Origin of the sequence: Pasteurella dagmatis (genome assembly GCF_900186835.1) — a bacterium.
In the GTDB taxonomy this organism is placed as follows: domain Bacteria; phylum Pseudomonadota; class Gammaproteobacteria; order Enterobacterales; family Pasteurellaceae; genus Pasteurella; species Pasteurella dagmatis.
The window spans coordinates 1,490,674-1,517,465 of the sequence record NZ_LT906448.1 but is presented as its reverse complement, the minus strand read 5'-3'; the positions used below and the strand labels follow the sequence as shown (position 1 = coordinate 1,517,465).

25 protein-coding genes are annotated in these 26,792 nt (G+C 37.3%); 17 read left to right on the top strand and 8 right to left on the bottom strand.

Annotation, left to right across the window (positions count from 1 at the left end; all coding sequences use genetic code 11):
* Position 1 precedes the first annotated feature (1 nt).
* The 5 genes from pyrE to yjjG all read left to right on the top strand — a co-directional run bounded on the left by pyrE (position 2) and on the right by yjjG (position 3,805).
* Positions 2-646 (top strand): orotate phosphoribosyltransferase, encoded by a 645-nt coding sequence (pyrE, locus tag CKV78_RS06925; RefSeq protein ID WP_032855358.1) that lies wholly within the window; start codon positions 2-4, stop codon positions 644-646.
* A gap of 84 nt (positions 647-730) precedes the next feature.
* Positions 731-1,594: a co-chaperone DjlA gene (djlA, locus tag CKV78_RS06920; RefSeq protein WP_005763289.1), complete on the top strand. Its 864-nt coding sequence runs from the start codon at positions 731-733 to the stop codon at positions 1,592-1,594.
* Positions 1,594-2,211, top strand: a complete 618-nt coding sequence (locus CKV78_RS06915; protein WP_005763287.1) for a DUF2238 domain-containing protein — start codon at positions 1,594-1,596, stop codon at positions 2,209-2,211. The genes djlA and CKV78_RS06915 overlap by 1 nt, the downstream gene beginning before the upstream one ends.
* Positions 2,202-3,140 (top strand): tRNA dihydrouridine(16) synthase DusC, encoded by a 939-nt coding sequence (gene dusC, locus CKV78_RS06910; RefSeq protein ID WP_005763285.1) that lies wholly within the window; start codon positions 2,202-2,204, stop codon positions 3,138-3,140. Before CKV78_RS06915 ends, dusC begins: the two co-directional genes overlap by 10 nt.
* Positions 3,140-3,805, top strand: a complete 666-nt coding sequence (gene yjjG / locus CKV78_RS06905; RefSeq protein ID WP_005763282.1) for a pyrimidine 5'-nucleotidase — start codon at positions 3,140-3,142, stop codon at positions 3,803-3,805. The genes dusC and yjjG overlap by 1 nt, the downstream gene beginning before the upstream one ends.
* Before the next feature lie 104 nt (positions 3,806-3,909).
* Here yjjG and CKV78_RS06900 read toward each other — a convergent pair whose 3' ends face one another.
* The 3 genes from CKV78_RS06900 to CKV78_RS06890 form a co-directional block, all read right to left on the bottom strand.
* Complete coding sequence (locus CKV78_RS06900; protein ID WP_005763280.1) at positions 3,910-4,899, bottom strand: amidohydrolase family protein; 990 nt, start codon at positions 4,897-4,899, stop codon at positions 3,910-3,912.
* Between the two features lie 271 nt (positions 4,900-5,170).
* Positions 5,171-6,901, bottom strand: a complete 1,731-nt coding sequence (locus tag CKV78_RS06895) for a DUF3413 domain-containing protein (protein ID WP_005763278.1) — start codon at positions 6,899-6,901, stop codon at positions 5,171-5,173.
* A 2-nt stretch (positions 6,902-6,903) separates the two neighbouring features.
* Positions 6,904-7,125: a YejL family protein gene (locus CKV78_RS06890; protein ID WP_005763275.1), complete on the bottom strand. Its 222-nt coding sequence runs from the start codon at positions 7,123-7,125 to the stop codon at positions 6,904-6,906.
* A 138-nt stretch (positions 7,126-7,263) separates the two neighbouring features.
* Here CKV78_RS06890 and yejK point away from each other — a divergent pair, with 138 nt between their 5' ends.
* The 4 genes from yejK (at position 7,264) to cpxA (ending at position 10,966) form a co-directional block, all read left to right on the top strand.
* Positions 7,264-8,280 (top strand): nucleoid-associated protein YejK, encoded by a 1,017-nt coding sequence (yejK, locus tag CKV78_RS06885; RefSeq protein WP_005763273.1) that lies wholly within the window; start codon positions 7,264-7,266, stop codon positions 8,278-8,280.
* Positions 8,281-8,346: 66 nt separating this feature from the next.
* The gene (gene bamE, locus CKV78_RS06880) at positions 8,347-8,760 is read left to right on the top strand and encodes an outer membrane protein assembly factor BamE (RefSeq protein WP_032855355.1); all 414 of its coding nucleotides are present in this window, start codon (positions 8,347-8,349) and stop codon (positions 8,758-8,760) included.
* Positions 8,761-8,823: 63 nt separating this feature from the next.
* The gene (locus CKV78_RS06875; RefSeq protein WP_005763268.1) at positions 8,824-9,525 is read left to right on the top strand and encodes a response regulator; all 702 of its coding nucleotides are present in this window, start codon (positions 8,824-8,826) and stop codon (positions 9,523-9,525) included.
* 43 nt (positions 9,526-9,568) lie between these two features.
* Positions 9,569-10,966, top strand: coding sequence for an envelope stress sensor histidine kinase CpxA (gene cpxA / locus CKV78_RS06870; protein WP_005763265.1), 1,398 nt, complete (start codon positions 9,569-9,571; stop codon positions 10,964-10,966).
* A gap of 109 nt (positions 10,967-11,075) precedes the next feature.
* On the opposite strand, the gene CKV78_RS06865 is transcribed toward cpxA, so the two are convergent.
* Genes CKV78_RS06865 through CKV78_RS06850 form a run of 4 tightly spaced genes read right to left on the bottom strand, consistent with a single transcriptional unit; the run spans position 11,076 to position 17,341 of the window.
* Positions 11,076-12,482 (bottom strand): efflux transporter outer membrane subunit, encoded by a 1,407-nt coding sequence (locus CKV78_RS06865; RefSeq protein ID WP_005763263.1) that lies wholly within the window; start codon positions 12,480-12,482, stop codon positions 11,076-11,078.
* Positions 12,483-12,507: 25 nt separating this feature from the next.
* On the bottom strand, positions 12,508-13,632 hold the full coding sequence (locus tag CKV78_RS06860; protein ID WP_005763259.1) for an ABC transporter permease: 1,125 nt from the start codon (positions 13,630-13,632) through the stop codon (positions 12,508-12,510).
* Between the two features lies 1 nt (position 13,633).
* Positions 13,634-16,363, bottom strand: coding sequence for a ribosome-associated ATPase/putative transporter RbbA (gene rbbA, locus CKV78_RS06855; RefSeq protein WP_005763257.1), 2,730 nt, complete (start codon positions 16,361-16,363; stop codon positions 13,634-13,636).
* A gap of 12 nt (positions 16,364-16,375) precedes the next feature.
* A complete protein-coding gene (locus CKV78_RS06850; protein WP_005763255.1) occupies positions 16,376-17,341 on the bottom strand; it encodes an HlyD family secretion protein in 966 nt (321 codons plus the stop codon).
* A gap of 256 nt (positions 17,342-17,597) precedes the next feature.
* Here CKV78_RS06850 and rpsB point away from each other — a divergent pair, with 256 nt between their 5' ends.
* Together rpsB and tsf are read left to right on the top strand one after the other, a co-directional pair.
* Positions 17,598-18,320 (top strand): 30S ribosomal protein S2, encoded by a 723-nt coding sequence (rpsB, locus tag CKV78_RS06845; RefSeq protein ID WP_005763253.1) that lies wholly within the window; start codon positions 17,598-17,600, stop codon positions 18,318-18,320.
* Between the two features lie 139 nt (positions 18,321-18,459).
* Entirely contained in the window at positions 18,460-19,308 is an 849-nt protein-coding gene (gene tsf / locus CKV78_RS06840; protein ID WP_005763251.1) for a translation elongation factor Ts, read from the top strand.
* 70 nt (positions 19,309-19,378) lie between these two features.
* On the opposite strand, the gene CKV78_RS06835 is transcribed toward tsf, so the two are convergent.
* Entirely contained in the window at positions 19,379-20,962 is a 1,584-nt protein-coding gene (locus CKV78_RS06835) for a phosphoethanolamine transferase (protein ID WP_005763249.1), read from the bottom strand.
* Between the two features lie 157 nt (positions 20,963-21,119).
* Here CKV78_RS06835 and pyrH point away from each other — a divergent pair, with 157 nt between their 5' ends.
* The 6 genes from pyrH to rseP all read left to right on the top strand — a co-directional run bounded on the left by pyrH (position 21,120) and on the right by rseP (position 26,780).
* Positions 21,120-21,836: a UMP kinase gene (gene pyrH / locus CKV78_RS06830; protein ID WP_005763247.1), complete on the top strand. Its 717-nt coding sequence runs from the start codon at positions 21,120-21,122 to the stop codon at positions 21,834-21,836.
* Positions 21,837-21,920: 84 nt separating this feature from the next.
* On the top strand, positions 21,921-22,478 hold the full coding sequence (frr, locus tag CKV78_RS06825; protein WP_005763245.1) for a ribosome recycling factor: 558 nt from the start codon (positions 21,921-21,923) through the stop codon (positions 22,476-22,478).
* Between the two features lie 96 nt (positions 22,479-22,574).
* A complete protein-coding gene (gene ispC, locus CKV78_RS06820; RefSeq protein WP_005763242.1) occupies positions 22,575-23,774 on the top strand; it encodes a 1-deoxy-D-xylulose-5-phosphate reductoisomerase in 1,200 nt (399 codons plus the stop codon).
* A 58-nt stretch (positions 23,775-23,832) separates the two neighbouring features.
* The gene (gene uppS, locus CKV78_RS06815) at positions 23,833-24,552 is read left to right on the top strand and encodes a polyprenyl diphosphate synthase (RefSeq protein WP_005763240.1); all 720 of its coding nucleotides are present in this window, start codon (positions 23,833-23,835) and stop codon (positions 24,550-24,552) included.
* 21 nt (positions 24,553-24,573) lie between these two features.
* Entirely contained in the window at positions 24,574-25,440 is an 867-nt protein-coding gene (locus CKV78_RS06810; protein ID WP_005763238.1) for a phosphatidate cytidylyltransferase, read from the top strand.
* An 11-nt stretch (positions 25,441-25,451) separates the two neighbouring features.
* Positions 25,452-26,780 carry a sigma E protease regulator RseP gene (gene rseP / locus CKV78_RS06805; protein WP_005763237.1) on the top strand — a complete coding sequence of 443 codons (1,329 nt, stop codon included), beginning with the start codon at positions 25,452-25,454 and terminating at the stop codon, positions 26,778-26,780.
* The last annotated feature ends 12 nt before the right edge of the window (positions 26,781-26,792 follow it).

Below are 26,792 nucleotides of genomic sequence, written 5' to 3'. Positions count from 1 at the left end.
GATGCAAGCGTATAAATTAGAATTTATTCAATTTGCATTAAGTCGCCAAGTATTAAAATTTGGTGACTTCACCTTGAAATCTGGGCGTATCAGCCCCTATTTCTTTAATGCTGGCTTGTTTAATACGGGTGCAGATTTAGCTCGTTTAGGCGAGTTTTATGCAAAGGCTATTCAAGCAAGTGCGCTCAATTATGACGTCATTTTTGGACCTGCATATAAAGGGATTCCAATTGCAACCACAGTTTCAGTAGCGTTATTTAATCATTTCCAATTAGATAAACCAGTGTGTTTTAACCGTAAGGAAGCTAAAGATCACGGAGAAGGTGGCAACCTTATCGGTAGCCCACTTAAAGGTAATATTTTATTGGTCGATGATGTGATTACTGCCGGTACAGCAATTCGTGAATCAATGGAATTAATTGCAGCCAACAATGCCCAATTAAGTGCTGTGATGATTGCATTAAATCGTAAAGAAAAAGGCAAAGGTGAAATTTCAGCAATTCAAGAAGTTGAACGTGATTATCAATGCCAGGTGCTATCAATTGTAGATTTTGATGATTTAATGACATTTATTGAACAAGATGTACAATACCGACAATATTTGCCAGCGATGTCTGCTTATCGCGAGCAATATGGTGTTAAATAGTGATAAAAAGTGCGGTTGTTTTTAATAAAAATTTAAGGACTCTGAACTATTGTGGAAATTCACCGCACTTCTATGGAGAAATAAATGAACTTTATTGGAAAATTTTTGGGGCTGATTATAGGCTGGAAATTGGGGGGCTTCTTTGGCGCAATTTGTGGTGTCATTTTGGGGCATTTAGGTGATAAAAAACTGTATGAACTTGGCACAGTCAACTCAACTTTTTTTAAGAGTAAAATCACCCGTCAGTTATTGTTTATGCAAACTACCTTTGCGGTGTTAGGTCATTTAAGTAAAGCTAAAGGGCGTGTGACAGAGGACGATATTCAATTAGCACTTTCATTAATGCAACAAATGCAATTGGATGATAGTAATCGTCGTTTAGCACAAGATGCATTTAATCGTGGAAAAGATGCAGATTTTCCATTACGTCAAGTAATCCGTGAGTTCCGTTTAGGCTGTGGTCAGCGTGCAGATTTATTGCGTATGTTCTTATATGTGCAAGTACAAGCAGCTTTTGTAGATTCAGAGCTTGATCCCGCAGAAAAAGAGATCCTTTATATTGTGGCTGAAGAACTGGGCTTATCTCGTTTCCAATTTGAACAAATGTTGGCAATGGAATTTGCAGCACGCCAATTTTCGCGTGGTGGCTATCAACATCAAGGTTATCAAGGCAATTATCAATATCAGCAACAGGGTGGTCAACAATACGGTGGCTATCAACAGCATTCGGGACCCACAGTAGAAGATGCTTATCAAGTGTTAGGTGTTTCAGCAACGGACGATCAACAAACAGTGAAACGTGCTTATCGTCGCTTAATGAATGAAAACCATCCTGATAAATTAGTGGCAAAAGGTTTACCAAAAGAAATGCTTGAAATGGCAAAAGAGAAAACACAACAAATTCAGGCAGCTTATGATTTGATTTGCAAAACGAAAGGCTGGAAATAATGCTCATTGCTGTTCGCCATTTTTTCCCTTCAATGCTCGCACTGATTATTGCGAGCATTGCTATTTGGTCTGGTGTTGAACCTTTCTCAAGAGCGGTCTGGTATGCGGAAGTTTTACCAATTTTTCTTGTTTTTTCAGGATTAGTGTTTACTTACGCACTTTTTCAATTTAGTCATCTGGCTTATTTTTTAATGAGCTTATGGATGATCCTACATCTCATCGGTGCACATTATACCTTTGAACACGTGCCTTTCCAGTGGGGGAATGATGTACTTTCTGGCTTACTAGGGGAAGAACGCAACCATTTTGATCGAGTGGCACATTTCATTATTGGCTTTTACAGCTTCCCTATGGCGGAATGGTTGTTACGACGTAAATTATGTGGACCAGTTTTAGCGGGCGTATTTTCTCTCTTTTTCATTATGAGCCTTGCTGCGATCTATGAAATTATTGAGTGGCAATATGCTGTAATTGCGGGTGGAAATGAAGGTATCTCATTTTTAGGTTCACAAGGTGATATTTGGGATGCACAAAAAGATATTCTAGCGGATACGTTAGGGGCAATCACTGCCTTAGTCTTATTCTATCTGGTGAGAACCGATAAACAATGCGCGTAATTTTAGCCCCAATGCAAGGAGTGTTAGATCCTTTTGTGCGTGAGTTATTAACTGCCGTTAACAGTTATGATTTATGTATTTCTGAATTTGTTCGTGTTGTAGATCAGTTACTCCCAACTAAAGTGTTTTATCGACTTTGTCCTGAGCTTCAACATCAAGGATTGACACCATCAGGTACACCTGTACGAGTTCAATTACTTGGGCAATATCCTGAATGGCTAGCAGAGAATGCCCAACGTGCAATTGAGCTGGGGTCATATGGTGTGGATTTAAACTGTGGTTGTCCTTCAAAAACTGTGAATGGTAGTAATGGTGGTGCTTCCTTATTAAAACAACCTGAGTTGATTTACCGTGCCACAACATCTTTACGAGCAGCAGTACCAGCACATTTGCCTGTGAGTGTGAAAGTGCGTTTAGGCTGGGATGATGTCAACCAAGCATTTGAAATCGCTGATGCGGTGCAACAAGGTGGTGCAACTGAAATCACTATTCACGGTAGAACAAAAGCAGATGGCTATCGAGCAGATCGAATTAATTGGCGAAAGATTAATGAGGTTCGCCAGCGCTTATCAATTCCAGTCATTGCGAATGGAGAAGTTTGGGATTGGCAAAGCGGGCAGGATTGTTTAGTACAAACGGGTTGCGAAGATTTAATGATTGGGCGTGGTGCGTTAAATGTACCAAATTTAAGTAACGTGGTAAAATTTAACCATCCTAAAATGCCTTGGGTAGATGTGCTAGCCATTTTGCACCGTTATACTCACACCGAAAACCAATTTGATACAGGTTTTTACCATGTAGCCCGCATTAAGCAGTGGTTAGGTTATTTGAAGCAAGAATATTCAGAGGCAAGTGATTTATTTCAATTAATTAAAACTTGCCACGATGCGCACGAATTAAGACATAAAATAAACGGGGTAATGAAGTAATGAAATACCAATGGATTTTTTTTGATGCCGACGATACGTTATTTTCGTTTGATGCATTTGCGGGATTGCAAAAACTCTTTTCTGATTATGGAGTAGATTTCCAACGTAATGATTTTGAGGAATTTCAACGAATTAATAAACCTCTTTGGGTGCAGTATCAAAACGCTGAAATTACCGCAGAACAATTACAAGTCACACGTTTTGCCAGTTGGGCAAAGAAACTCAATAAAAAACCAGTGGAATTGAATGACCATTATTTAACCGCAATGGCAGATATTTGTAAGCCATTGGAACAGGTAGTGGAAACTCTTGAGGTGTTAAAAGAACGTGCGAATTTAGGGATTATCACTAATGGTTTTACTACATTACAAAAATTACGTTTAGAAAAAACAGGGCTGGCAGACTGGTTCCAATTTGTGACAATTTCAGAGGAAGTTGGTATTGCTAAACCTGATCCACGTATTTTTGAATACAGTTTAGAACTTGCGAAAGTTAAAGATCGTAGCCAAGTGTTAATGGTCGGTGATAATTTAGATTCTGATATTTTAGGCGGTCATAATGCGAATATAGATACTTGCTGGCTGCATTATAATCGTGAGAATAATAGTAATATCAAGCCAACATACAGTATCGGTTGTTTCGATAAATTATTAGAAATTGTCTAAAACCATATCAGTTGAACGGCACAAAAGTGCGGTCAATTTTTTACACATTTTATTACACAGAGAAAAAAGCGAACCTTCAAGTTCGCTTTTTTATTTGAGAGATATTAAACCTCTAAGCCTAATACTCTGCGACCGTTTATACTCGCAATATTTACCATTGCATCAAGATCAGGGAAACGGCAACCTGCAGCTAATAGGCTTAATTCTTGCCACATATCACCTTCACATAACGGTACCATATAGTCACAAATATTATCAGTACCGATTGCTACAGTGATACCTTCAGGGATCATTTCATCTGCTGGAGTTAATGCGTTGTGAAATGGCATTAAGTCTTCTTTACGGTTGCTATCGATCCATGCCATCGGGCAAGCAATCATCATCATTTTTGCTTGGCGCATTTTTTCGTATAAACGATAGCGATAATCTTTTGAATGCGCACCAATTGAGATTCCATGAATCGCAACAACACGACCTTCCATACCATGTTCGATAGTTTTGTCACATAATTGTTCAGTTTCTTTTTCTTTTGGTGAGTTGAATTGATCTACATGAACATGGCACATAATGCCGCGTGATTTTGCAGTATCTAATAAGATGTCCATTGCTTCTAAACCACGACCATAATCAAGTTCGTCACGATATGGCAAACCACCGATCATATCTACCATTTCAGAACCAATATCAAACCATTTTCTTGCTGTTGGTTCAATCACACCTTTCAATGTTTGATTCGCAAATTTCAATGTAATATCGTGTTTGTACACTTCACGTGCTTTATGGGCAGCAATAATTGCGCGATCTTCACAAATTGGATCGATATCTACGAATGTACCAAAGGCGGTTACGCCTTGTGAAATCATTAGCTCGATCGATTGGCAGAAACGTGCATAGTAATCATCTACGCTTGAAGTACGTTTTACTTCATCTACTAAGTCCCACTTTTGTTGTAAGTTGCTGTTATGGTAAATCCCGATTTTTTCAGGAGTCATTGTAAATGCGCGATCTGCGTGTGCGTGGGCATTCACCCAGCCACCTTTTTTAATGATTTCATCTCTAATATAAGTTTTAAAACTACGAACGTGGTTTTTCATAATGGCTCCATAAGGACTGAAGATGTTGAAAAGGGCTAGGAATCGTAGATATAAAAAAATCCCCAATTAAAGAGGATTTTCTATTAATTAAAAATAGAAATGAGCTCAATGTGGAAACACAATTGGCTAGATGAGTAACAATGTTATGAAAAATTCTCTGATTTTTAATTAATAACATTATGTCTATATCCTAAAGAATTGCTCGCTAGTATAAAGGCTTCAACCTAAAAAATATAATTGGTTTTGACTATTGGTTTTGTGAGATTTTAAATTATTTCTCAATAAATGAGCGCTCCTGATTGAATACATCAAGGAATAGCCCTAGAGGTGGCCGTTTTGATGATTCTTTCTGATAAGTGCGGTTATATTTTTGATAATTCCCATTTTTATCAATGTGATACTGTGTGCCATTGGCTTCTACTATTACATTCCATCGATAATTAGACACCAGAACCCAATCAAATTCTTGTCTTAAATTGAATAAGTCTCGGCCTTGTGCATAGTCTGAAATTGGATTTTGTACGTTGAACACATTTTTCAAAATTGCAGGCAATACGTCAACGTGGCTGGTTAATTTATCCACTTTCCCTTTTGCAAGATCTTTCCAATGTACAATCATTGGTACTTGGATTTCATCTGGTGAAAAATTATTATGTTTTTGCTTTTCATCAAGTTGTTGAAAGCTATAGCCGTGCTCGGCTGTAATCACAAGTAAGGTGTTATCAAGGTTCAGATTAGTCAATACTTGCCCTAACAGACGGTCAATTTCTGCTAATTCAAGAGCATAATCGGTTTCTGATAAGTTATTCCGTACATTTAAACCGAGATAGCCCAAGAATGGTTTATCCTGTTGTAATAACCAATTTACAAAGGCTTGTGCTTCTGATTGGTTATTTGCTTTTGCATTGGCTTTATATACGCCATTAAATAAGCTTTGTTGTAGTAAGCTGGCATTACGTTTTGAACTTGAGAAGATACCAAAGGCGTAATTATCATTATTTAGTTTATTTATGAGTACTGAAGGTGTTTTATAGCTTAATAGGCTGTCAGTATAGTTTGCACTTAGTCCATAGAATAATCCTGTTAAGCCCGCATTATTAGTATTGCCGCTACTATAATGGTTTAAGAATTCTGTACTGTCTTGTGCAAATTGACTTAAATTTGGCATTGTTTTTCCAGAAACTACATCGTAGCGCAATCCTGATACTGTGATGAAAATTAGATTCGGTTTATTGTCACTTTTGAAAATGAGATCATGTTTTGGATACTTAATTTTTAATGCATCCGCCCGCCCTTGTTCTTCAATTGTTTGGCTGTATTCTTCTTTGTTGATGTAGCCATGCTTTTCCAAAAAGGTACGTGCAGTCATTGGGTAAGAAAGCGGAAAATTGGATTTTTGCATTGTGATTGGGCGATAAATCATTGCATCCGCCCAAGCATAAATGAGATGTGTAGCAATAAAACTACACATAAAGAAAATCCCTACACTTCTCAACCATTTTTGGCGTTCTAAGCTACGTAATTTTTGCCAAGACCAACGTGAAAACACCATTTGTACCAATAAAATAAAAGGCATTGGTGTAAAGAAAATTTGCCAGTGGCGTGAAAGTTCACCGTTCTCTGGATTAACTAATAAATTCCATACAACAGCCGATAGATGCAAGTTAAAACGAGAAAATGTTTCTGCATCAATAATTAGTAAGGTTATACCAATAGTGGAAAGAATGACTGTAATGCCTCGAAAGGCGCGGTGATTTTTAATGATAAAACTGAGTGGAAAGATGACTAACAAATAGAATGCAAAAATCACGAAACTAAAATGACCAAATAAACTAATGAAAAAGTAGACTTTTCCTAACAGTGTATCTGGCCAGTCAATCAAAAATGCATAACGGCTACCAATAGCAATAGCCCATAAAATATTGAAGAAAGCGAACCAGTGACCCCAAGAAATTTTGCGTGAGGTCTCTTCGCGGTATTGTTTGCTATTGGTAAACCACATAATTATGATTTTTTCGTTACTGAGTTGATGAGTGCATCAGAAAATGCAACTGCCAACGCAGCACGTTGCGCACTTCCTACACTACTGTTTAATAGGTTTGTGACCATATTCCCTAATACAATGAGGGATAAGTCCACCGGTGCGTGGTGTTTTTCTAATACTGCGATCATATCATTTAAAATCGCATCAATTTGTTTATCTTGATATTTTGATTGATTTGCCATAGTTAACATCTGACTGAATAAATTTAGCCTAATATCATAACCGATAATTTTCCATATCCTATCATTTTTTCTTAGTTATAGTTAAAAAAGTGCGGTTATAATAGCAATAATTTTGAGATGAAAATGATTGGATAGAATATGAGTATTACTGTTAATGAAATTGTGTTGCATCAATTAATCAAAATTAACGAAGGGGAGCAGGCAAAGTTAAATACTATATTACGTGAGCAATTACTTGCTATCACACCTGAAGTAGAACAAATGATGTTGCAATTACATCAGGGTTATCAAACCAAAAGTAAAGCCTATGGTGTATTCCAAGCAAACTCAATGTTTGCTCAGGATCTTAATCGTCTTCTCGAAAAAGAATTTGAATTTCTTGAATTTAGTCAAAAATCTACTGTACTTTTAGCACAAGAATTAGGTAAATATGCTTTTGCGGATAATGGTACTCTCGTGCTATGTCAATATAATTTTTTAGCAACAGAATATTTATTTATTGCATTGCTTGATAGTCGTGCAAGTATGTTGGTAGATGAAAATTTAGAAATTCATCGCACACAATATTTAGATATTACTCAATTTGATATTGCAGCTCGAATTAATTTGACTGAATTACAATTAGATGCAAATTCAAATCGTTATTTAACCTTTGTGAAGGGACGTGTAGGGCGCAAAATTGGTGATTTTTTTATGGATTTCTTAGGTGCAGATGAAGGCCTAAATCCGAAAGTACAAAATCAATGTTTATTACAAGCTGTTAGTGATTATTGTGAACAAGCCGAATTAGATAAAACACAATCTCAATCAGTCAAAAAACAAGTATTTGAGTATTGCAAAGGTCAGATTAATGCTGGGGAAGAGATTGAATTAACGGAACTTTCTGCCAATATGCCAACTCTAAACGAACGTGCATTTATGGAGTTTGCAAATGAGCAAAATTATGGATTGGAAGAACGTATTCCACCTGTAAGATCTGCATTAAAATCACTGACGAAGTTTTCTGGCTCTGGCAAAGGAGTTACCTTAAGCTTTGATGCCGAGTTGATTAACCAACGTATTTTTTGGGACGAAAATAACGATACCTTAACGATAAAAGGCTTACCACCTAATTTAAAAGATCAATTACAGCGTCAATTAAAAGAGCAGAATTGATTTGGCAATTGAATAAAGTTTCTGTATTATCGTCAATAATTTGCAGTGTATAAAAAGGTAAAAATTATGCAATTAAAATCAGTATTTAGTGCAATTATCCTCGCACTCAGTATTACAGCTTGTTCAACTGTGGATAAAATCGTATATCGAATTGATGTACCACAAGGTAATTATTTAGAAGCTGCTGCAGTAAAACAATTAAAAGTAGGAATGACAGCTCAACAGGTTCAATACTTATTAGGCACGCCAGTATTAGTTGAGCCGTTTAATAAAAATACTTGGCACTATGTTTTCTTACAACAAAAAGCGTACACCTCACCTGAACAACATACTTTAGTGGTTAATTTTGATCAACGTGGTATTGTTACTAACTTTAATTTAGATAAGCCATTACCTGACGACAATACTCCCGCAGTAAATAATGCCATTATTACTTCAGAAGGTGCTAGTACGAAAAGTTGGTGGCAATTTTGGAAATAATTTCAAGCTCATTTAGCCGAAACAAATAGTTTATTTTAGATTCATTTTTATAAAGGATCATATATGCCCAAAATATTGTTAGTTGATGATGATGTTGAATTGGTAGAGTTGTTGGCGGAGTTATTAACGTTAGAAGGTTTTGAAATTGACATCGCAAATAATGGCCAGCAGGCCTTAGACAAGCTAGATATAGGTTATGATGTCGTTTTATTAGATATAATGATGCCAGTTCTTAACGGTGTGGAAACACTTAAAAAGATCAGGTTACAGTCTAGCGTCCCAGTTATTATGCTCACTGCACGAGGTGATGATATTGACCGTATTCTCGGGCTCGAATTAGGGGCTGATGACTATATTCCTAAGCCATTTAATGACCGTGAATTAGTTGCTCGTATTAAGGCTATATTACGTCGAGTGCAATTGCAGCAACCAGCAGCAAATGAAACAAAAGATAGTAAAAACTCGTTCGAATTCTGTGATATTACGTTATATCCTGGTCGCCAGCAGGCTTTTTATCACGAAACAGATTTAGAATTAACAGGGACTGAATTCGCTCTATTACAAAAATTAATTTTAAATCCCGGACAAATTTTATCTCGTGAATCATTGAGTGTTGAGATTTTAGGTAAACCATTGACCCCATTTGACCGTGCAATTGATATGCATATGTCAAATTTACGTAAAAAATTACCACCAAGAAGTGATGATTCACCTTGGTTTAAAACACTACGGGGGCGTGGCTATCTTTTAGTGTCTGAAAAGTAGAAAATAAGGCTATTTTAATGGCCTTGTTTTATTTGAGGAAGTTATGTCTTTTACTAAAGAAAATCTGTTTAATACGCTTTCTTTTCGAATTTTTGCCTTTTTCTGGCTTACGTTTTCGTTGCTATCAATTTTAATTTTTTCGATTCCTTACTTCGACTCTCGGATTTATTCAGAATTAACTGAAAGTGAGCTTTCTACTTACCAACAAGAGATTATTACATCTATTCGTAATAATCATATATCTCGTATTCTTGCAGGTGTGCCTCTTTCTAGAGTAGATCGTTTAGATTCTGTAAGGCCTGTTTTAGTTGATGAGTCAGATAATAATATTATGGGGGCAACGCCAAGTGAAATTCCATTACTAAATCAGTTTGTGTATCATGCTGGAGGTGCAACGAAGCCACTTAAGAAAGTGTTTGGTGATTTACGTGTTGTAGGTCCATTCACAATTCACTTAGGTGGAGAAGAACAGAAATCTTACACATTATATTTTTTAGATAGAGTAAATTCACAAAAAGAAATTGTGAGCTTTATTTTTGCTAATCCGGTTATTTTAGTTCTTTTGCTGATTATTATTTCAACACCATTATTATGGTGGCTAGCAAGAAGTATTGGTAAGCCGATTAAAAACTTACAAATATCAGCTAAAGCAGTTGCTTTAGGTAACTTACAAGCAAATAAAGAACTAGAGACAAAAGGCTCTATTGAGCTACGCCAAGTGGGAAGAAGTTTTAATCAGATGACAGCATCTTTGCAGGAACTGCTTTCCAGTCAGCAAGTTTTACTTTCTTCAATTTCTCATGAATTAAGAACACCATTAACACGTTTACAGTTAGCATTGGCGTTATTACGCCGTCGTTTGGGGGAAATTCCAGAAATCCAGCGTATTGAAAATGAAGCTGAACGTTTAGATAAAATGATTAATGATGTACTTTTACTCTCAAGACAGCAATTAAATAGTCATTCGGAAAGAGAGATTTTCCCCGTCTTAGAATTATGGGAAGATGTATTTAGTGACGCATCTTTTGAAGCAGAACAACGTAAAATTAAGTTTACCATTAAGCAAAAATTAGCTTATCCTAAAAATTATTATATGAATGGAAACAAAGCATTATTGATCAGTGCAGTAGAAAACATCGTTCGTAATGCGCTGAAATATACTCAAAATCATATTCAGGCATCTATATTTGTCAGAAATAAAGAGCTTTTTATTGTAATTGATGATAATGGAGAGGGATTATCTGAAACTGAATATGATAAAATTTTCAAACCATTCTATCGAGTGGATGAGTCAAGAACTAGAGAACGTGGCGGTACAGGTTTAGGTCTGGCAATTGTTGCGAACGTGATAAAAGAGCATCATGGTAAAGTTTGGGCTGAAGCGAGTTTCCTTGGTGGTTTATGTGTAACAATCCGTTTACCGCTTTGGATCAGCCGATAATGTTCTGACAAAACTATAAAAAAGCCTAGCAATATCGCTAGGTTTTTTTGTTCTAAGCCTTTTGAAAGTGATGGAAGGTAAAAAGTGCGGTGTAAAAATAAAAAGTTTTTCACTTGGTTATTTGATATTCTTTCTCCCAACCAAGCCCAATAGCTTTATATAAATTCATTAAATTGACAGCTTGAGCCAATTGGTTTTCTAACAATTTTTCTTTCAATGTTAGCTCACTTAAACGTGCTTGAATCGTGCTATCAAAGGTCTGATTACCATACTGAAATAATTTTTGTGTATCACGTGTTTGTTTTTTTTGTATATTGAGCGTTTGTTTTAATAGCTTAGCTTGTTTATGTAAAGCAAATTGCAGTTGATAGCTATTTTCCACTTCGGCTAAAGCTTTGAGCAATGTTTGGTCGTATTGCAACAATGCTTGTTTCAGCCGTTCATCCGCACTTTCAATATTGGCTTGAATTCTTCCAGCAGTGAAAATCGGTAACTGCACGCTGGCATTAAATAAATTCTGCCAAGTGCTTAAAGTGGGAATTGGGCTATCTAACTCAATTTGCCCTGTTTGCCATAGGAATTGTAATTTAAAACGTGGTAATAAGTCTGCTTTAGCACTTGCGAGCTTAGCTGCCTGGATTTGAATATTAGCACTTCTTGCTTGCAGATCTGGACGCTGCTGTAATAATTCACTGGGTAGAGGGCCTTTTGGTGCACTAGGTAATGTGCTTAGAATATTGTATTTTTTCATTTGAGGTAGATCTAACTTGAAACCTTGTGGTATTTGTCCTGTTAATACAGCAATCGCACGTTGGTAAGCATCAAACTGCGCTTGTAAAGTCGTTTGTTTGGCTTTTAGTTCTTGTCGTTGGATGTTAATTTCATTTATTTCGTGAGCACTCACTTGCCCAGCTTGAAAACGACCTTGTAGATAACGTTCTAACTGTTGTAATGCATTTCCAGTTTGCTGCAATAAAAAGCTTTGTTTATGGCTATGTAAGGCTTTCAAATAATAATGGGCGATTTCATTGGCAACGAGCACTTGGCTACCATAAATTTGTGCTTGTTGTGCAGTCACGGCGGCATTGGCTGCATCAAGATCACTTTGTTTTTGCCCGAAAATATCCGGTTCCCAAGCAATATTTACTCCACCATTTAAAATTTGGCTACTAATATCAAATTGCTCAACGTCAATATGCGCTTTGTTTGCATTGCCTGCTGCGCCTATGGTTGGGAATAGATTGCCTCGAGCGATTTTGGTGATTGCTTTGGCTACTGCTAGTTTACTTTTTGCGGTTGCAATGTCTTTGTTTTGTTCTAAACCTTGTTGAATTAAATGGCTAAGTTGTGGATCTTGCCAAGATGTCCACCATTGTTGAATCGCTTTTTTTCCTTGTGCATATTGTGCTTGTTCATATTGTGCGGGCAGTTCAACCTGTGATTTGACAGGCACAGTTGTATTTTGGCAACCACCTAAAAGTGCGGTCAAAATTAAAGCTAAAATTGATTTTTGCATATTATGCTCCTTGAGTTGCCGAATGTTAGTTATGTTTGGCAAGCATCGTTTTAAAACGCAAAATTGCTACAATAATGAAAAATGCGCCCATTCCTGTGATGATCAGCAAACGATACCAAATCACAGAGAGTCCAGCCCCACGAAATAAAATATCTTGTCCGATAGAAATAAATTGTGTGAGTGGTGAAAACTGCATAATGTTTTGCACCCATAGCGGTATATTTTCAACCGGTGATAAACTGCCTGATAGCAAATAAAGCACCACATAAACAGGAATACTCAACAAACTAAATTGGGGCATCGTCGGTGCTATCGTGGCGAGATAAATTCCAAGCCCTGCCATTGATGAAATATAAATCCCTTTGCTTAGTAGAAATAAGCCAATTGAGCCATTCAGTGGTACACCAATAAACTTGTGGACAACAAAATAGAGTGATAAAAAGGCAGCGACTAAAATGATCAAACCGTTCGCCAGCACTTTAGCTATCACAATCTCGCTTGCACTGACTGGCATCACTAATAATTGTTCTATCGTGCCGTGTTCTCGTTCCCTAATTACTGCTGCACCAACCAAAATTAGTGTGAGCAACGTAGCATTACCTGTAATTTGAGTGATTGGCATATGCCATTCACTACTTAAATTGCTATTAAATAACACATTGATTTTCGGTGTAATCAGTGTGAAATCTATTTTTTGTTTAGATAAATATTCTGTAATTTGTTGTTGGATAATTTGTTGCATGTAGCCTGCACCAATCGCAGCTTGAGACATTGCAGTCGCATCCACTAATAACTGTAATTCGGGTTGACGATTGGCTAGTAAATCTTGGCTAAAATGCGAAGGAATAGTTAAGACAAAAATATATTCTCCGTGATCCATTGCATCATCAATTTGCTCTTTTTGAATTTCAACAACTCGACTAAATTGCGGTGCGAGCATTGCATCCTGTATGCGATAAGATAATACACTATGATCTTGATTTAAGATCGCCACTGTTGCATTTTTGACTTCCGTTGTTATCCCTTTTGCAATGGAGTAAATGGTTACTGTAAAAATAATGACAACCAATACAAATAAAGTGAAGTCACTAAAAAAACTCTTGATTTCTTTACCACATAAGAAATAAACATTTTTTAACCATTGCTTCATCTTATTTCTCCTGCTTTTTCAAAAGTAAACAAGTGATAAACAAATAACTGGCGAAAAATAGCAATAAAATGCCATACAGCGAAAAGAATTGGGTAAAGCCGAGCCCTTTAGTGAATGCACCTAGACTAATTAAGTGATACCAGCTGGTTGGAAAACTCAGTCCCATCCAATAGCCTAGCCCTGTCAAAGTGGAACGAGGGTAGAGCAAGCCTGAAAAGTTAATTGTCGGAATAATACTAATGATGGCTGTCGCAAAAATTGCGGCTACTTGTGAATGAACGAAAGCAGAAATTAATAAACCAAATGATGTTGAGGCTAAAATTAAGCACAGCGCGCCAACGGTCATTGCCGCAAAAGAGCCTTTCATTGGCACGTCAATCACATACATGGTTAGTACTACGAGCATGAGATAATTCACCATAGCCAACAACACATATGGCATTTGTTTACCAAGCACATATTGTAAAACACTTGCTGGTGAGGTGGATAAATTGGTAATTGAGCCAATTTCTTTTTCTCTTACAACAGCAAGTGCAGTCATCATTGCTGGAATAAGCATTAACGTAACCATTATCAGACCCGGTGAAATGGCGTTCACGCTACGGAAGGTTTGGTTATACAGAAAACGCACTTCAAGGTTTGCAGGGAAAGGAAGTGTAATTCCCTGTTCAGCATAAAGTTGTTTGTGATATTGCACGAGAATTTGTTTGACGTTGACAGCAATATTTTCACCAGTAAACGGCATTGAGCCATCAATATAAAAGGCGACTTCTGGTTTTCTATTTTGTAACAGACTTTTGCCAAAATTAGGTGGAATCTCGATGACTAAACGTGCTTTCCCTGTTTTTAGAAATTCGTTTAAATTTGACCTATCTCCTAGGTGAGGAAGCTCTTTAAAATAAGCAGAACCACTAAATTGCTCAATCAGCATTCTACTTTCGTAGCTTTGGTCTTGGTCTAAAACGGTAAAATTCAGTGCGTTAGTATCAAAGGATAGTCCCCAGCTCCCCGTAAACAGTAACAAAATCGGACCAAAAATCGCAAAGAGTAAACGAATTCGATCACGAAGAATTTCTTTGTTTTCACGCAGAGCAAAGCTCCAAACGCTATTTAACCATACACAAAGAGCATTGCGAGAAGCTTTTTGTTTAAAAAGTGCGGTCGAATTTTCGGTTTTTTCTTCATTGTGTACATTATGTTCAGTGATTTGATCAGATTGTTCGGCAAGAAAAGCAATAAAGGCTCCCTCTAAGCTATCTGATTGTTGTTGCTGTTGTAAGTCACTTGGTTTACCTACTGCGAGCACTTGGCCTCGATGCATTAAGGATATACGATCACAACGTTGTGCCTCATTCATGAAGTGAGTAGAAACAAATATTGTGATGTTATCTTCACGCGATAATTTAATTAAATATTGCCAAAACATATCACGAGCAGCAGGGTCGACGCCTGATGTTGGCTCGTCTAAAATAAGGACTTTAGGGTGATGTAAGCACGCAGCAGCCAACTGTAAACGTTGCTTAACACCTAGTGAAAGTTGCTTCGGGTAGTTCTCGGCAACTTGGTTTAATTGGAATTGCTCAAGTGCTTGTTCTACTGCAAGCGTACGTATTTCGAGGGGTAAACCATAAAGTTTTGCACGTAGTTCTAAATTTTGCCGAATAGTTAATTCTTCGTATAAAGAAAATGACTGCGACATATAACCTACTTGCTTGCGAGTCTCAATATCATTGGAGTCTACTGCTTCGCCCAATAAAGTTGCACTACCTTCAGTTGCATCAAGTAAACCCGTCAGCATTTTCATTGTGGTGGTTTTACCACAGCCATTTGAACCAAGAAAACCGAAGATTTCACCTTGTGCGATTTGAAAACTCACATGATCCACGGCGGTAAAATCGCCAAATTGTTTGGTTAAATTTTTCGCTTCAATTGCAAAAGACAAATTGGGATCAGCAATAAAAGTTGGGATATCTGACAGCCAGTGAGTTTGTTTGGCTTCAGGCAGAAGCTTGATATAGGCCTGTTCTAAAGTATCGCTTTGGTTTTGTTGCAATACTTGTTGCGTTGGTGCACAAGTAAGAATTTTTCCCTCATCCATTGCAATTAAGTATTCAAACTGCTCTGATTCCTCAATATATGCTGTTGCGACCATGATTGTCATCGTTGGGTTTTCATTGCGTAGTTCATTGACTAGTAGCCAAAATTGGCGACGAGAAAGGGGATCTACACCTGTAGTGGGTTCATCTAAAATTAATAAATCAGGATTGTGAACTAAAGCACAGCACAAGCTCAATTTTTGTTTCATACCGCCAGACAAATTGCCTGCAGCACGTTTAGCAAAAGGGGATAAACCTGTTGCAGAAAGTAGACGCTGAATTCGTTGTTGGCGTTGTGAATGATTTAAACTAAATAGGCGAGCGTGGAATTCAATATTTTCATAGACGGATAGAGTAGGGTATAAATTTTTGCCCAAGCCTTGTGGCATAAAGGCAATGCGAGGCAGTAGTTTTTCACGTTCAGATTTTATGCCTTGACGTAACCCAAAAACTTCGACTTCTCCTTCCTGCAAGATTTTTACCCCCGCGATTAAGGATAATAAAGTGGATTTTCCAACACCGTCAGGGCCAATGAGTCCAACAGTACACCCCACAGGTAAATTTAAAGATACCCGAACAAGTGCGGTCGTTTTTTGGTAAGAATGTGATACTTCTCGCAATCGAATAGCATCCATTGCACACCTCTATTATTTTGGCAAGTTCACCTGAAGATCCGCAGACCAATCATCTGTATTATGTAATCGGACGAAACCATTTCCTGTCATTCCGGCTTTTAGGTAGTTCGCATATTTTGTTGCGATATCTTGTGGAATGTGTAATTTCACTTTGAACATCAATTTTTCACGTTCACTTTGGGTTTCTACAAATTTTGGGGTGAATTGCGCTTCCGCAGCAATATAAGTGATTTGAGCTGGGAAGACGGCATCTAATCCATCAAATACGATACGAGCCTCACTATTCAATGGTATTTGATTTACAACAGGTGCTGGGAAATATAGGTTCATGCTTGCATCAGTTAAATCAATAATACTTGCAATTTTATGTCCAGCAGGAATGACACTACCTAGCTCAACCAAACGATATTCAATTCGCCCAGTTTTTGGAGCTTTAATATGTAGATCATTCAGTGTACTTTGGGCTTGCATGAGTTGTGCGTTAGCTTGTTTTACTACGCTTTCAGCTTCCTCTATGCTAGATTGTAGTGCATTCAGCCCGGCAAACGCAGCATCACGCAGAGCGATACGTTTATTTAATTCGCTAGAGGAAATCAGTTTATCTTTGAAAAGTTGTTGCGCATTATCAACATCGAGTTGGGAGATATTGAGTTGTTGCTGCTGAGCATTGAATTGGGCTTTTATACGTTTAACTGATTGTTGTGCTTGTTCAACTTTAGCTTTTGCAGTATCCACTTGTGCCTGAATACTGTCAGCGGAAAGAGTAGCAAGTAAAGTATCTTGTGCTACATATTGACCTTCTTGTACAAAGATCTGTTCCACTCGTCCAGCATATAAACTTGCAACATCTAAACGTGCAAACTCCAATCGACCGTTAGAGTGAACAATATGAGAGTTTTGATTTGTCTGGAGATATTGATACCAATAAATGAAAACGCCAATTGCAAGAAGCGGGATTAAAAATAGCCCTTTTTTCATTACACTCCTCCTTATACTGAAGAACGATAATGCAAGAAGAATTATAGCACAAATCGTGACTGATTGGAAAAAATTGCTAGAATTTGACCGCTCTTTATGATATAAAGCACCCCGTTATTTTAACTTATCAAAAATAACATACACATTTATTATTAACTTAGACATCACACACATATCGTGAAGGTAAGTCGGGGTGCCAAACGGTCGATTTGCTGGGTATGTGGAGGCTAAACCCCAATAAAAAGGAAATATTATTATGGCACAAGTTTCAATGCGCGATATGCTACAAGCTGGCGTTCACTTCGGTCACCAAACTCGTTACTGGAACCCAAAAATGAAACCATTCATTTTCGGACCTCGCAACGGTGTTCACATCATTAACTTAGAAAAAACTGTTCCTATGTTCAATGATGCGTTAGTTGAATTAACACGTATCGCTAGTAACAACGGTAAAATCTTATTCGTTGGAACCAAACGTGCAGCAACTGAAGCAGTTAAATCAACAGCATTAGACTGTCAACAATATTATGTTAATCACCGTTGGTTAGGTGGTATGTTGACTAACTGGAAAACAGTTCGTCAATCAATTAGACGTTTAAAAGATTTAGAAACTCAATCTCAAGATGGTACTTTCGATAAATTAACTAAGAAAGAAGCATTAATGCGCTCTCGTGAGATGGAGAAACTTGAATTAAGTCTTGGTGGTATTAAAGAAATGGGTGGTTTACCAGATGCGTTATTCGTAATTGGTGCAGACCACGAGCACATCGCTGTTAAAGAAGCAAACAACCTAGGTATTCCTGTATTTGCTATCGTTGATACTAACTCAGATCCAGATGGTGTTGATTTCGTTATCCCTGGTAATGATGATGCAGCCCGTGCAATCCAATTATATCTTTCAGCAGCAGCTGCGGCAGTTAAAGAAGGCCGTAACCAAAACGCTGTATCTGAAGAAAGCTTTACTGCAGAAGCTGAGTAATTCAGGTAGATAAGGCGAAAGCCCTTATTATTAATCACAACGATTAATTGGTTAGCAGGGGGCTTGATTAAGTTCCCTGTTTTTTATATCAAAGTGCATTTAAACACTTGCACGAAAAGAGTGGACAGAGGATTAAAAAATGGCTGAAATCACAGCATCATTAGTAAAAGAACTTCGTGAGCGTACTGGCGCAGGTATGATGGAATGTAAGAAAGCGTTAGTTGAAGCGAATGGCGATATTGAATTAGCAATTGATAACATGCGTAAATCGGGTCAAGCAAAAGCGGCTAAAAAAGCAGGTCGTGTAGCAGCAGAAGGTGTAATTCTTGCTCGTGTTGGTACAGGCTTTGGTGTATTAGTTGAAATGAACTGTGAAACTGACTTCGTAGCGAAAGATGCTGGTTTCTTAGGTTTAGCAAGTGAAGTTACTGATTTCGCATTAGCAAATAAAGGTATTACAATTGAAGCACTTCAAGCACAATTTGAAGAAAAACGTGCTGCATTAGTTGCTAAAATTGGTGAAAATATGAATATTCGTCGTGTTCAATTTTTAGATGGCGATGTTGTTGGTTCATATTTACATGGTGCTAAAATTGGTGTATTAGTTGCAGGTAAAAACGCAGACGAAGAATTACTTAAGAAAGTTGCAATGCACATTGCTGCAAGCCGTCCAGAATATGTTAACCCATCTGATGTTCCTGCTGATGTCGTTGAGCATGAGCGTCAAATTCAAGTTGATATCGCAATGCAATCTGGAAAACCACGTGAAATTGCAGAGAAAATGGTTGAAGGTCGTATGAAGAAATTTACTGGCGAAGTATCATTAACAGGTCAGCCATTTGTAATGGATCCATCTAAATCTGTAGGTGAATTCTTAAAAGAAAGTGGTGCTGAGGTAACTAACTTTGTTCGTTTTGAGGTTGGTGAAGGTATTGAGAAAGTTGAATCTGACTTTGCAGCAGAAGTTGCAGCAATGCAAAAAATCTAATCGCTAACAGCAGATTGAAAAAGCCAGCGCTTGCTGGCTTTTTTGTTTTCTTTATTTTTCTATGTACCACTTATTTGTTATCAATTTGTTTGCCATTTCGAATATCAATTGCAGGCTCAAGTGGTGTTGTGCGTTTTTGGATTTCTTTTTTTAAGCCATAATCATTCTTGTCATTTTGATTTGAAAATAAATCTATTTCAGGATCGAGTTCGGGATGTTGGATTCCAATCCAATTGGCAATGCCTTCTAAGAAATTTAAACCTGATTTAAATACTTTATAATATTTTCTTTCTGTATCATCTGATGACGTTTTGAATAACGGAATATCATTGTGTCTTTGGCTTACACAATTCTGGCTGAAGAATACATCATTTTTTTGCCCTTTTGTATGGCAAAGCCCGTGATCTGAAAAATAGACCATCGAGAAAGTGCGGTGATTTTTTTGTTGATTTTGTTGTAGCTTGCTATACACCTGTGCAAGTAAATTATCTGTTTTTTTAATTGAAGAAATATAGCAATTTAAATATTCATATTCGGCAGAAAGCTCGCCTTCTTTAAAGATACGAGGGTAGTCTGTGAGGCGATCGCAAGCCAAGGGATGTGAACCGTAAAGATGTAATACTATAAAACGTGAGCCTTCAACATTCTCTTGCAGAACACTATCTAATTTTGGTAATAGTTCGAAATCGCTATAATTGGTTGAATTAAAACTTCCTCCTTTTTTTAAAAATTGGACAGATTGACTTTTGCTCGCAAGAACTGCAATTGGTGTGTCATATTCGCCAAGGAAGCCTTGATTTGATAGCCAATAAGTTTTTATCCCAGCAGCATTAATTAAATCTACTAAACTAAATTCATATTTTGGCTTCCATTGATTTTTATCGTTATGAGTCAGCATTAAGCGTAACGAAGCAACAGTATTTGTGCCTGCAGAGGTGAAACCATCGATTAAGGTGCCGTTTAAACTACTCATAAATGGTGTATTTTCAATGGGATAGCCGTAAGCGTGATGGTAGTCTTTACGTGCACTTTCACCAATCACTAATATATAATCATCGTATTTTGTACGGGGTAAGCTCACATTTTGCCATTGTGTTTCTAAACGTAGTTTATTGAGGCGATCTAATTCTGCTTGCACTTCCATACCTGATTTATAAATTTCTTTAAAAAACATTGCAGCAGGCGAATAGAATGCCAAGAGCAAAAAGGATGCTACTAAGAATAGTTTATTTTTATAAAGTTGGATTTCATATCGTTGTGTTAGCCAACGATATAATAGTAATAAAGGAATAATACTGAAAGCGATTAAGTAGCTTGTTATCGGAATTTGTAACAGAAATTCACGAGTTTCTAGCATATCTGTAGCAAACAATGAGGCTATATATTGATAACTTGGTGCACCAAAATTTAGCCCCACGGGAATATATAAAGTGTGGCTAAACACTAATGGGATAAGTAGAAAATAGAAACTCTTTTGGGAGGCACTTAGTATAATTATTATTGCACTGAGTGCAAGTACGGGCAAAAGTTCGAATGTTGTCCAAAAGCCAGTGCCGAGTAGAATGAAATAGCTAATAAAAACTATTAGGAATAAAGCAAAAAGTGCGATCAAAAAGTAAGAAATTTTGGTTGTTATTCTTGCGTTTTGAAACATATTCTCTTTTCCCTTCCTGATAAAACAAGTTGTTTTGTATTTTAGCCACTTCAATAATGAAATTCTACTTCCAAATTCTTCACAGAGGGAGGAGAATACTTTAGAATAGATCGATTTTTTTGTAACTTACGATATTAATTGAAACGAGGGAAAAAAGATGAGCCAACCAATCTATAAACGAATTTTGTTAAAACTTAGCGGTGAAGCTTTACAAGGCGATGAGGGTTTTGGTATCGATCCATCGATTTTAGATAGAATGGCGTTAGAAATTAAGGAGTTAGTTGCAATGGGGGTAGAGGTTGGCGTCGTATTAGGTGGCGGCAACTTATTCCGTGGTGCTAAATTAGCAAAAGCCGGAATGAATCGAGTTGTAGGTGACCATATGGGAATGCTCGCAACTGTGATGAATGGTCTCGCTATGCGTGATGCTTTACATCGTGCTGATGTAAATGCAAAATTGATGTCTGCATTCCAATTAAATGGGATTTGTGATACCTATAACTGGTCTGAAGCAATCAAAATGTTACGTGAAAAACGCGTTGTAATCTTCTCTGCTGGCACAGGAAGCCCGTTCTTTACAACTGATTCAGCTGCGTGTTTACGTGGTATTGAAATTGAAGCGGATGTTGTTTTAAAAGCAACTAAGGTCGATGGTGTTTATGACTGTGATCCAGCTAAAAACCCAGATGCTCAATTGTATAGCAACTTAACTTATGCAGAAGTTATTGACAGAGAATTACAAGTAATGGACTTAGCTGCCTTTACTTTAGCACGTGACCATAATATGCCAATCCGCGTATTTAATATGGGTAAACCGGGTGCATTACGTCGAGTGATTCTGGGTGAAGTAGAAGGTACGCTGATCTGCGAATAAAAGTTGTCGTGATTTTTGTACAAAATTAGATTAAACTTACTGCCAGTTTCTTAACTGGTTTGACTGAATAAATAAGGACCTCTTGTGATTAATGAAATTAAAAAAGATACGCAAGCGCGTATGGAAAAAAGCTTAGAAACCTTTAAAAATCATATTGCCAAAGTACGTACAGGTCGTGCACAGCCAAGTTTGCTTGATGGTATTCAAGTAGAATATTATGGTTCACCAACACCATTACGCCAATTAGCTAACGTGGTTGCTGAAGATGCACGTACATTAGCTGTTACTGTATTTGATCGTAGTTTAATTAGCGCAGTAGAAAAAGCGATTCTAACTTCTGATTTAGGCTTAAATCCATCATCTGCAGGCACAACGATTCGTGTACCACTACCTCCGTTAACAGAAGAGCGCCGTCGTGATTTGATTAAAATCGTAAAAGGTGAGGCAGAACAGGGCAAAATCGCAGTGCGTAACGTTCGTCGTGATGCAAATGACCAAATCAAAGCATTATTGAAAGATAAAGAAATTAGTGAAGATGAGGAACGTAAAGCACAAGACGAAATTCAAAAAATCACCGATCTTTATGTGAAAAAAGTAGATGAAGTGTTAGCTGATAAAGAAAAAGAATTGATGGATTTCTAATTGTGGTTTGAGATCAAAATGAAAGACGCAGTAAGTTACTGCGTCTTTTAGTATATAAAGAACAAATGGTTTTTCTCGGTAAAATGCGGTCGAAATATGCAAAATAAAAAAAATTTAGTGATTTTAGGATCAACTGGTTCTATTGGTACTAGTACCTTATCTGTAATTGAACACAATCCTGATAAATACCATACGTTTGCTTTAGTAGGCGGGCGTAATGTGGAATTGATGTTTGAACAATGTTTGAAATTTCAACCGCACTTTGCAGCATTAGATGATGTTGCCTCCGCAAAAGTGCTAGCGGAAAAGTTAAAAGCACATAAATGTGCAACGGAGGTGCTAGCAGGTCAGCAAGCGATTTGTGAATTAGCAGCACACCCACAGGCGGATATGGTAATGGCAGCAATTGTTGGTGCAGCTGGATTGCTACCAACCCTATCAGCAGTGAAAGCAGGTAAACGAGTTTTACTTGCGAATAAAGAATCATTAGTGACCTGTGGTCAGCTATTTATTGATGCTGTGCGTGAATATGGTGCACAATTATTGCCTGTAGATAGCGAACATAATGCGATTTTTCAATCATTACCGCCTGAAGCACAGCAAAAAATTGGCTTTTGTCCGCTTTCTGAATTAGGTATCAGTAAAATTGTATTAACTGGCTCGGGCGGTCCATTCCGTTATACCGAATTGGAGCAGTTTGAACATATCACTCCGGAACAAGCGGTTGCTCACCCGAATTGGTCTATGGGTAAAAAGATCTCCGTAGATTCCGCCACAATGATGAATAAAGGGCTGGAATATATTGAAGCCCGCTGGTTATTCAATGCAAGTGCAGAAGAAATGGAAGTGATTATCCACCCTCAATCAATTATTCATTCGATGGTGCGCTATATTGATGGCTCTGTGATTGCACAAATGGGTAATCCTGATATGCGTACACCAATTGCGGAAACCATGGCGTATCCTAAACGGACTTTTGCCGGTGTAGCACCACTAGATTTCTATCAATTAAATGGCTTAACGTTTATTCAGCCTGATTATCAACGTTACCCTTGCTTAAAATTGGCAATTGAGGCGTTTGCTGCTGGTCAATATGCGACAACAGCAATGAATGCAGCGAATGAAATTGCGGTTGAAAGTTTCTTAAATTCTCAAATTAAATTTACTGATATTGCTAAAGTAAATGCAAAAGTGGTGGATTTAATTAAACCACAACAAATTCATAGCGTTGATGATGTTTTAGATGTGGATAAAAAAGCAAGAGAATTAGCTAAAACGGTCATTTTAAGTTTTTAACATTCGGGCGTGCTTGTGGTATAGTGGCGCACAAGAGCGGTCAGAAATTTGAGAAATTATGGTAGAACTAAATCCTAATAATATTCCACAACATATTGCGATTATTATGGATGGAAATGGGCGTTGGGCAAAGCAAAAAGGCAAAATGCGCATTTTTGGTCATAAGAATGGCATTAATGCCGTGCGTGATGCAGTGGCTTATGCACGCAAAGTGGGAGTCAAAGTCCTGACTTTATATGCGTTTAGCAGTGAAAACTGGAATCGTCCAGAACAAGAAGTAAGTGCATTGATGAACTTGTTTATGCAAGCTTTGGACTTAGAAGTTAAAAAATTACATAAAAATAATATTAGGCTGAACATTTTGGGCGATATCACTGGATTCAGTGAAAAATTACAGCAAAAGATTATACAAGCTGAAAAATTAACGGAAAATAATACCGCTCTTACTTTAAATATTGCGGCAAATTATGGTGGTTGTTGGGATATCGTTCAAGCGGCGAAACAGCTTGCTGAACAAGTGAAAGACAATCAAATTGCGGTATCTGACATTACACCTGAATTATTTCAACAACATTTAGTGACAAAATCGCAACCACAAGTGGATTTGTTAATTCGTACCAGTGGTGAACAGAGAATTAGTAATTTCCTATTGTGGCAATTAGCTTACGCAGAGCTTTATTTCACTGATGTACTTTGGCCAGATTTTAATGAGAGCGAGTTTGAACGAGCGATTCTTGTCTATCAACAACGCCATCGCCGTTTTGGTGGCTCAGAATAATAAATAAAAGAGGGTTATATTTTGCTAAAAGAACGAGTTTTATCCGCTATTGCATTGATTGCAGTCGTTTTTGCTGCATTATTTTTCTTTTCACCTTTCTATTTTGCACTAGTTTTAGGCGCTGTGGTAATGTTAGCAGTTTGGGAATGGACACAATTTGCACATTTTAAACTACCTTTTTTACGCTTAGGAATTACGGTTGTCATTTCTGCCTTTTTCTTCTTATGGATTTATGATCAAGCGAATTACCTTTCCGCAGCTCGTGTTTTTGAAGATTACATCGAACCTTTATTATTAGCATCAGTCATTTGGTGGCTAGTTGCATTATTTTTCGTTATTCGTTATCCTGCCACAGCCAAAATTTGGTCTAAAAATAAATTCTTACAATTTATTTTTGCTTTCCTTACCTTAACTCCTTTCTTCCTCGGAGTTTTACGTTTACGTTTAGACCATTATGTCACCGATCCGTATCATGGTATTATGTTGTTACTTTATGTCTTTATTCTGGTTTGGAGTGCAGACTCTGGTGCTTATTTCTCAGGTCGTAAATTTGGCAAACATAAACTAGCTCCAAAAGTGTCACCTGGGAAAACATGGGAAGGTGTGATCGGTGGTTTAATAACTGCCACAGTGTTAGCCACCATATTTGTGTATTTTATGCCATCCAAATTGGTTGCAGATATTGCAATGACAGAATTTGTATTACTTTCAATTGGTACTGTTGCAGTATCAATTTTAGGTGATTTAACTGAAAGTATGTTTAAACGTGAAAGTGGCATTAAAGATAGTAGCCACTTAATTCCAGGACATGGTGGTATTTTAGATCGTATTGATAGCTTAACTGCTGCAGTACCATTTTTTGCTTATTTTTATTTCTTTGTATTATAGGAAGTTAGCCAATGTCTTTTTTGTGGTCATTAGCCTCTTTTCTTGTTGTTATTGCTGTTTTAGTTGCTGTACACGAATATGGTCACTTTTGGGCTGCAAGAAAGTGCGGTATAAAAGTTGAACGTTTTTCAATAGGCTTTGGTAAAGTCATTTGGCGACGTCGTGATAAGCAGGATACAGAATTTGCTATTTCTCTCATTCCGCTTGGCGGCTATGTGAAAATGCTTGATGAACGTAATGAAGAAGTGCCAGCTCACTTGGCTTCACAAGCATTTAATAATAAAACTGTTTTGCAGCGAGCTTTTGTTATTGCAGCTGGACCAATGGCGAATTTTTTATTTGCGATTTTTGCCTATTTTGTGATTTATTCTATTGGTATTCCTAGCGTTAAGCCGGTTATTGAAACTGTACAGCCGAATTCTATTGCCGCAAAAGCGAATATTCAGCCAGATTCACAAATTATGGCAATTGACGGAACGGCAACACCAGATTGGGAAACTATCAGCCTAATGCTAGCAACCAAAATGGGCAATGATCAAATTGAGTTAACGTTATCACCGTTTGGTTCAGGTATTGAGCAGCACAGAACGTTAGATATTCGTAATTGGCGTTTTGACCCAGAAAAAGAAAGTGCAATCAGTACCTTAGGTCTTGAGCCTGTGCGAACTAAATTCGAAATGATCTTGTCTAAAGTCGAGCCGAATTCACCTGCAGAAAAAGCAGGTCTGAAAGTGGGCGATAAAATTTATGAAAAAAATGTCTTGATCTCTTGGCAAAATTTTGTCGCTTTAGTTCAGAAAGGAAAATCTTTTACAGTGCAAGTAGAGCGAGATGGACAATTTTTTTCTGTGAATTTAACTCCAGAATTAAATAAGAAAGGTAATTGGATCGTTGGTATTTCTCCCACTGCACACAAAGTCGCTGACAAGTATCGAACAGAATTAAAATATGATATTCTTGAGGCTTTACAAAAAGGGATTGAGAAGACGATTCAACTTTCTTGGTTGACAATTAAAGTCATTGGTAAATTGCTTACTGGTCATTTATCTTTGGATAATTTAGGCGGTCCAATTTCTATCGCAAAAGGCGCAGGAATGACCTCTGAAATTGGATTTGTTTATTACTTAGGCTTTATGGCATTAATCAGTGTGAATTTGGGGATAATGAACTTATTTCCACTACCGGTTCTCGATGGTGGTCATTTAGTATTTTTGGCGGCGGAAGCTGTTAGAGGGAAACCGCTTTCTGAGCGTATTCAAAACATAAGTTATCGAATTGGTGCAGTATTAGTGTTAATGTTGATGACATTTGCATTATTTAACGATTTCTTGCGTTTATAGTTAATTTTTATT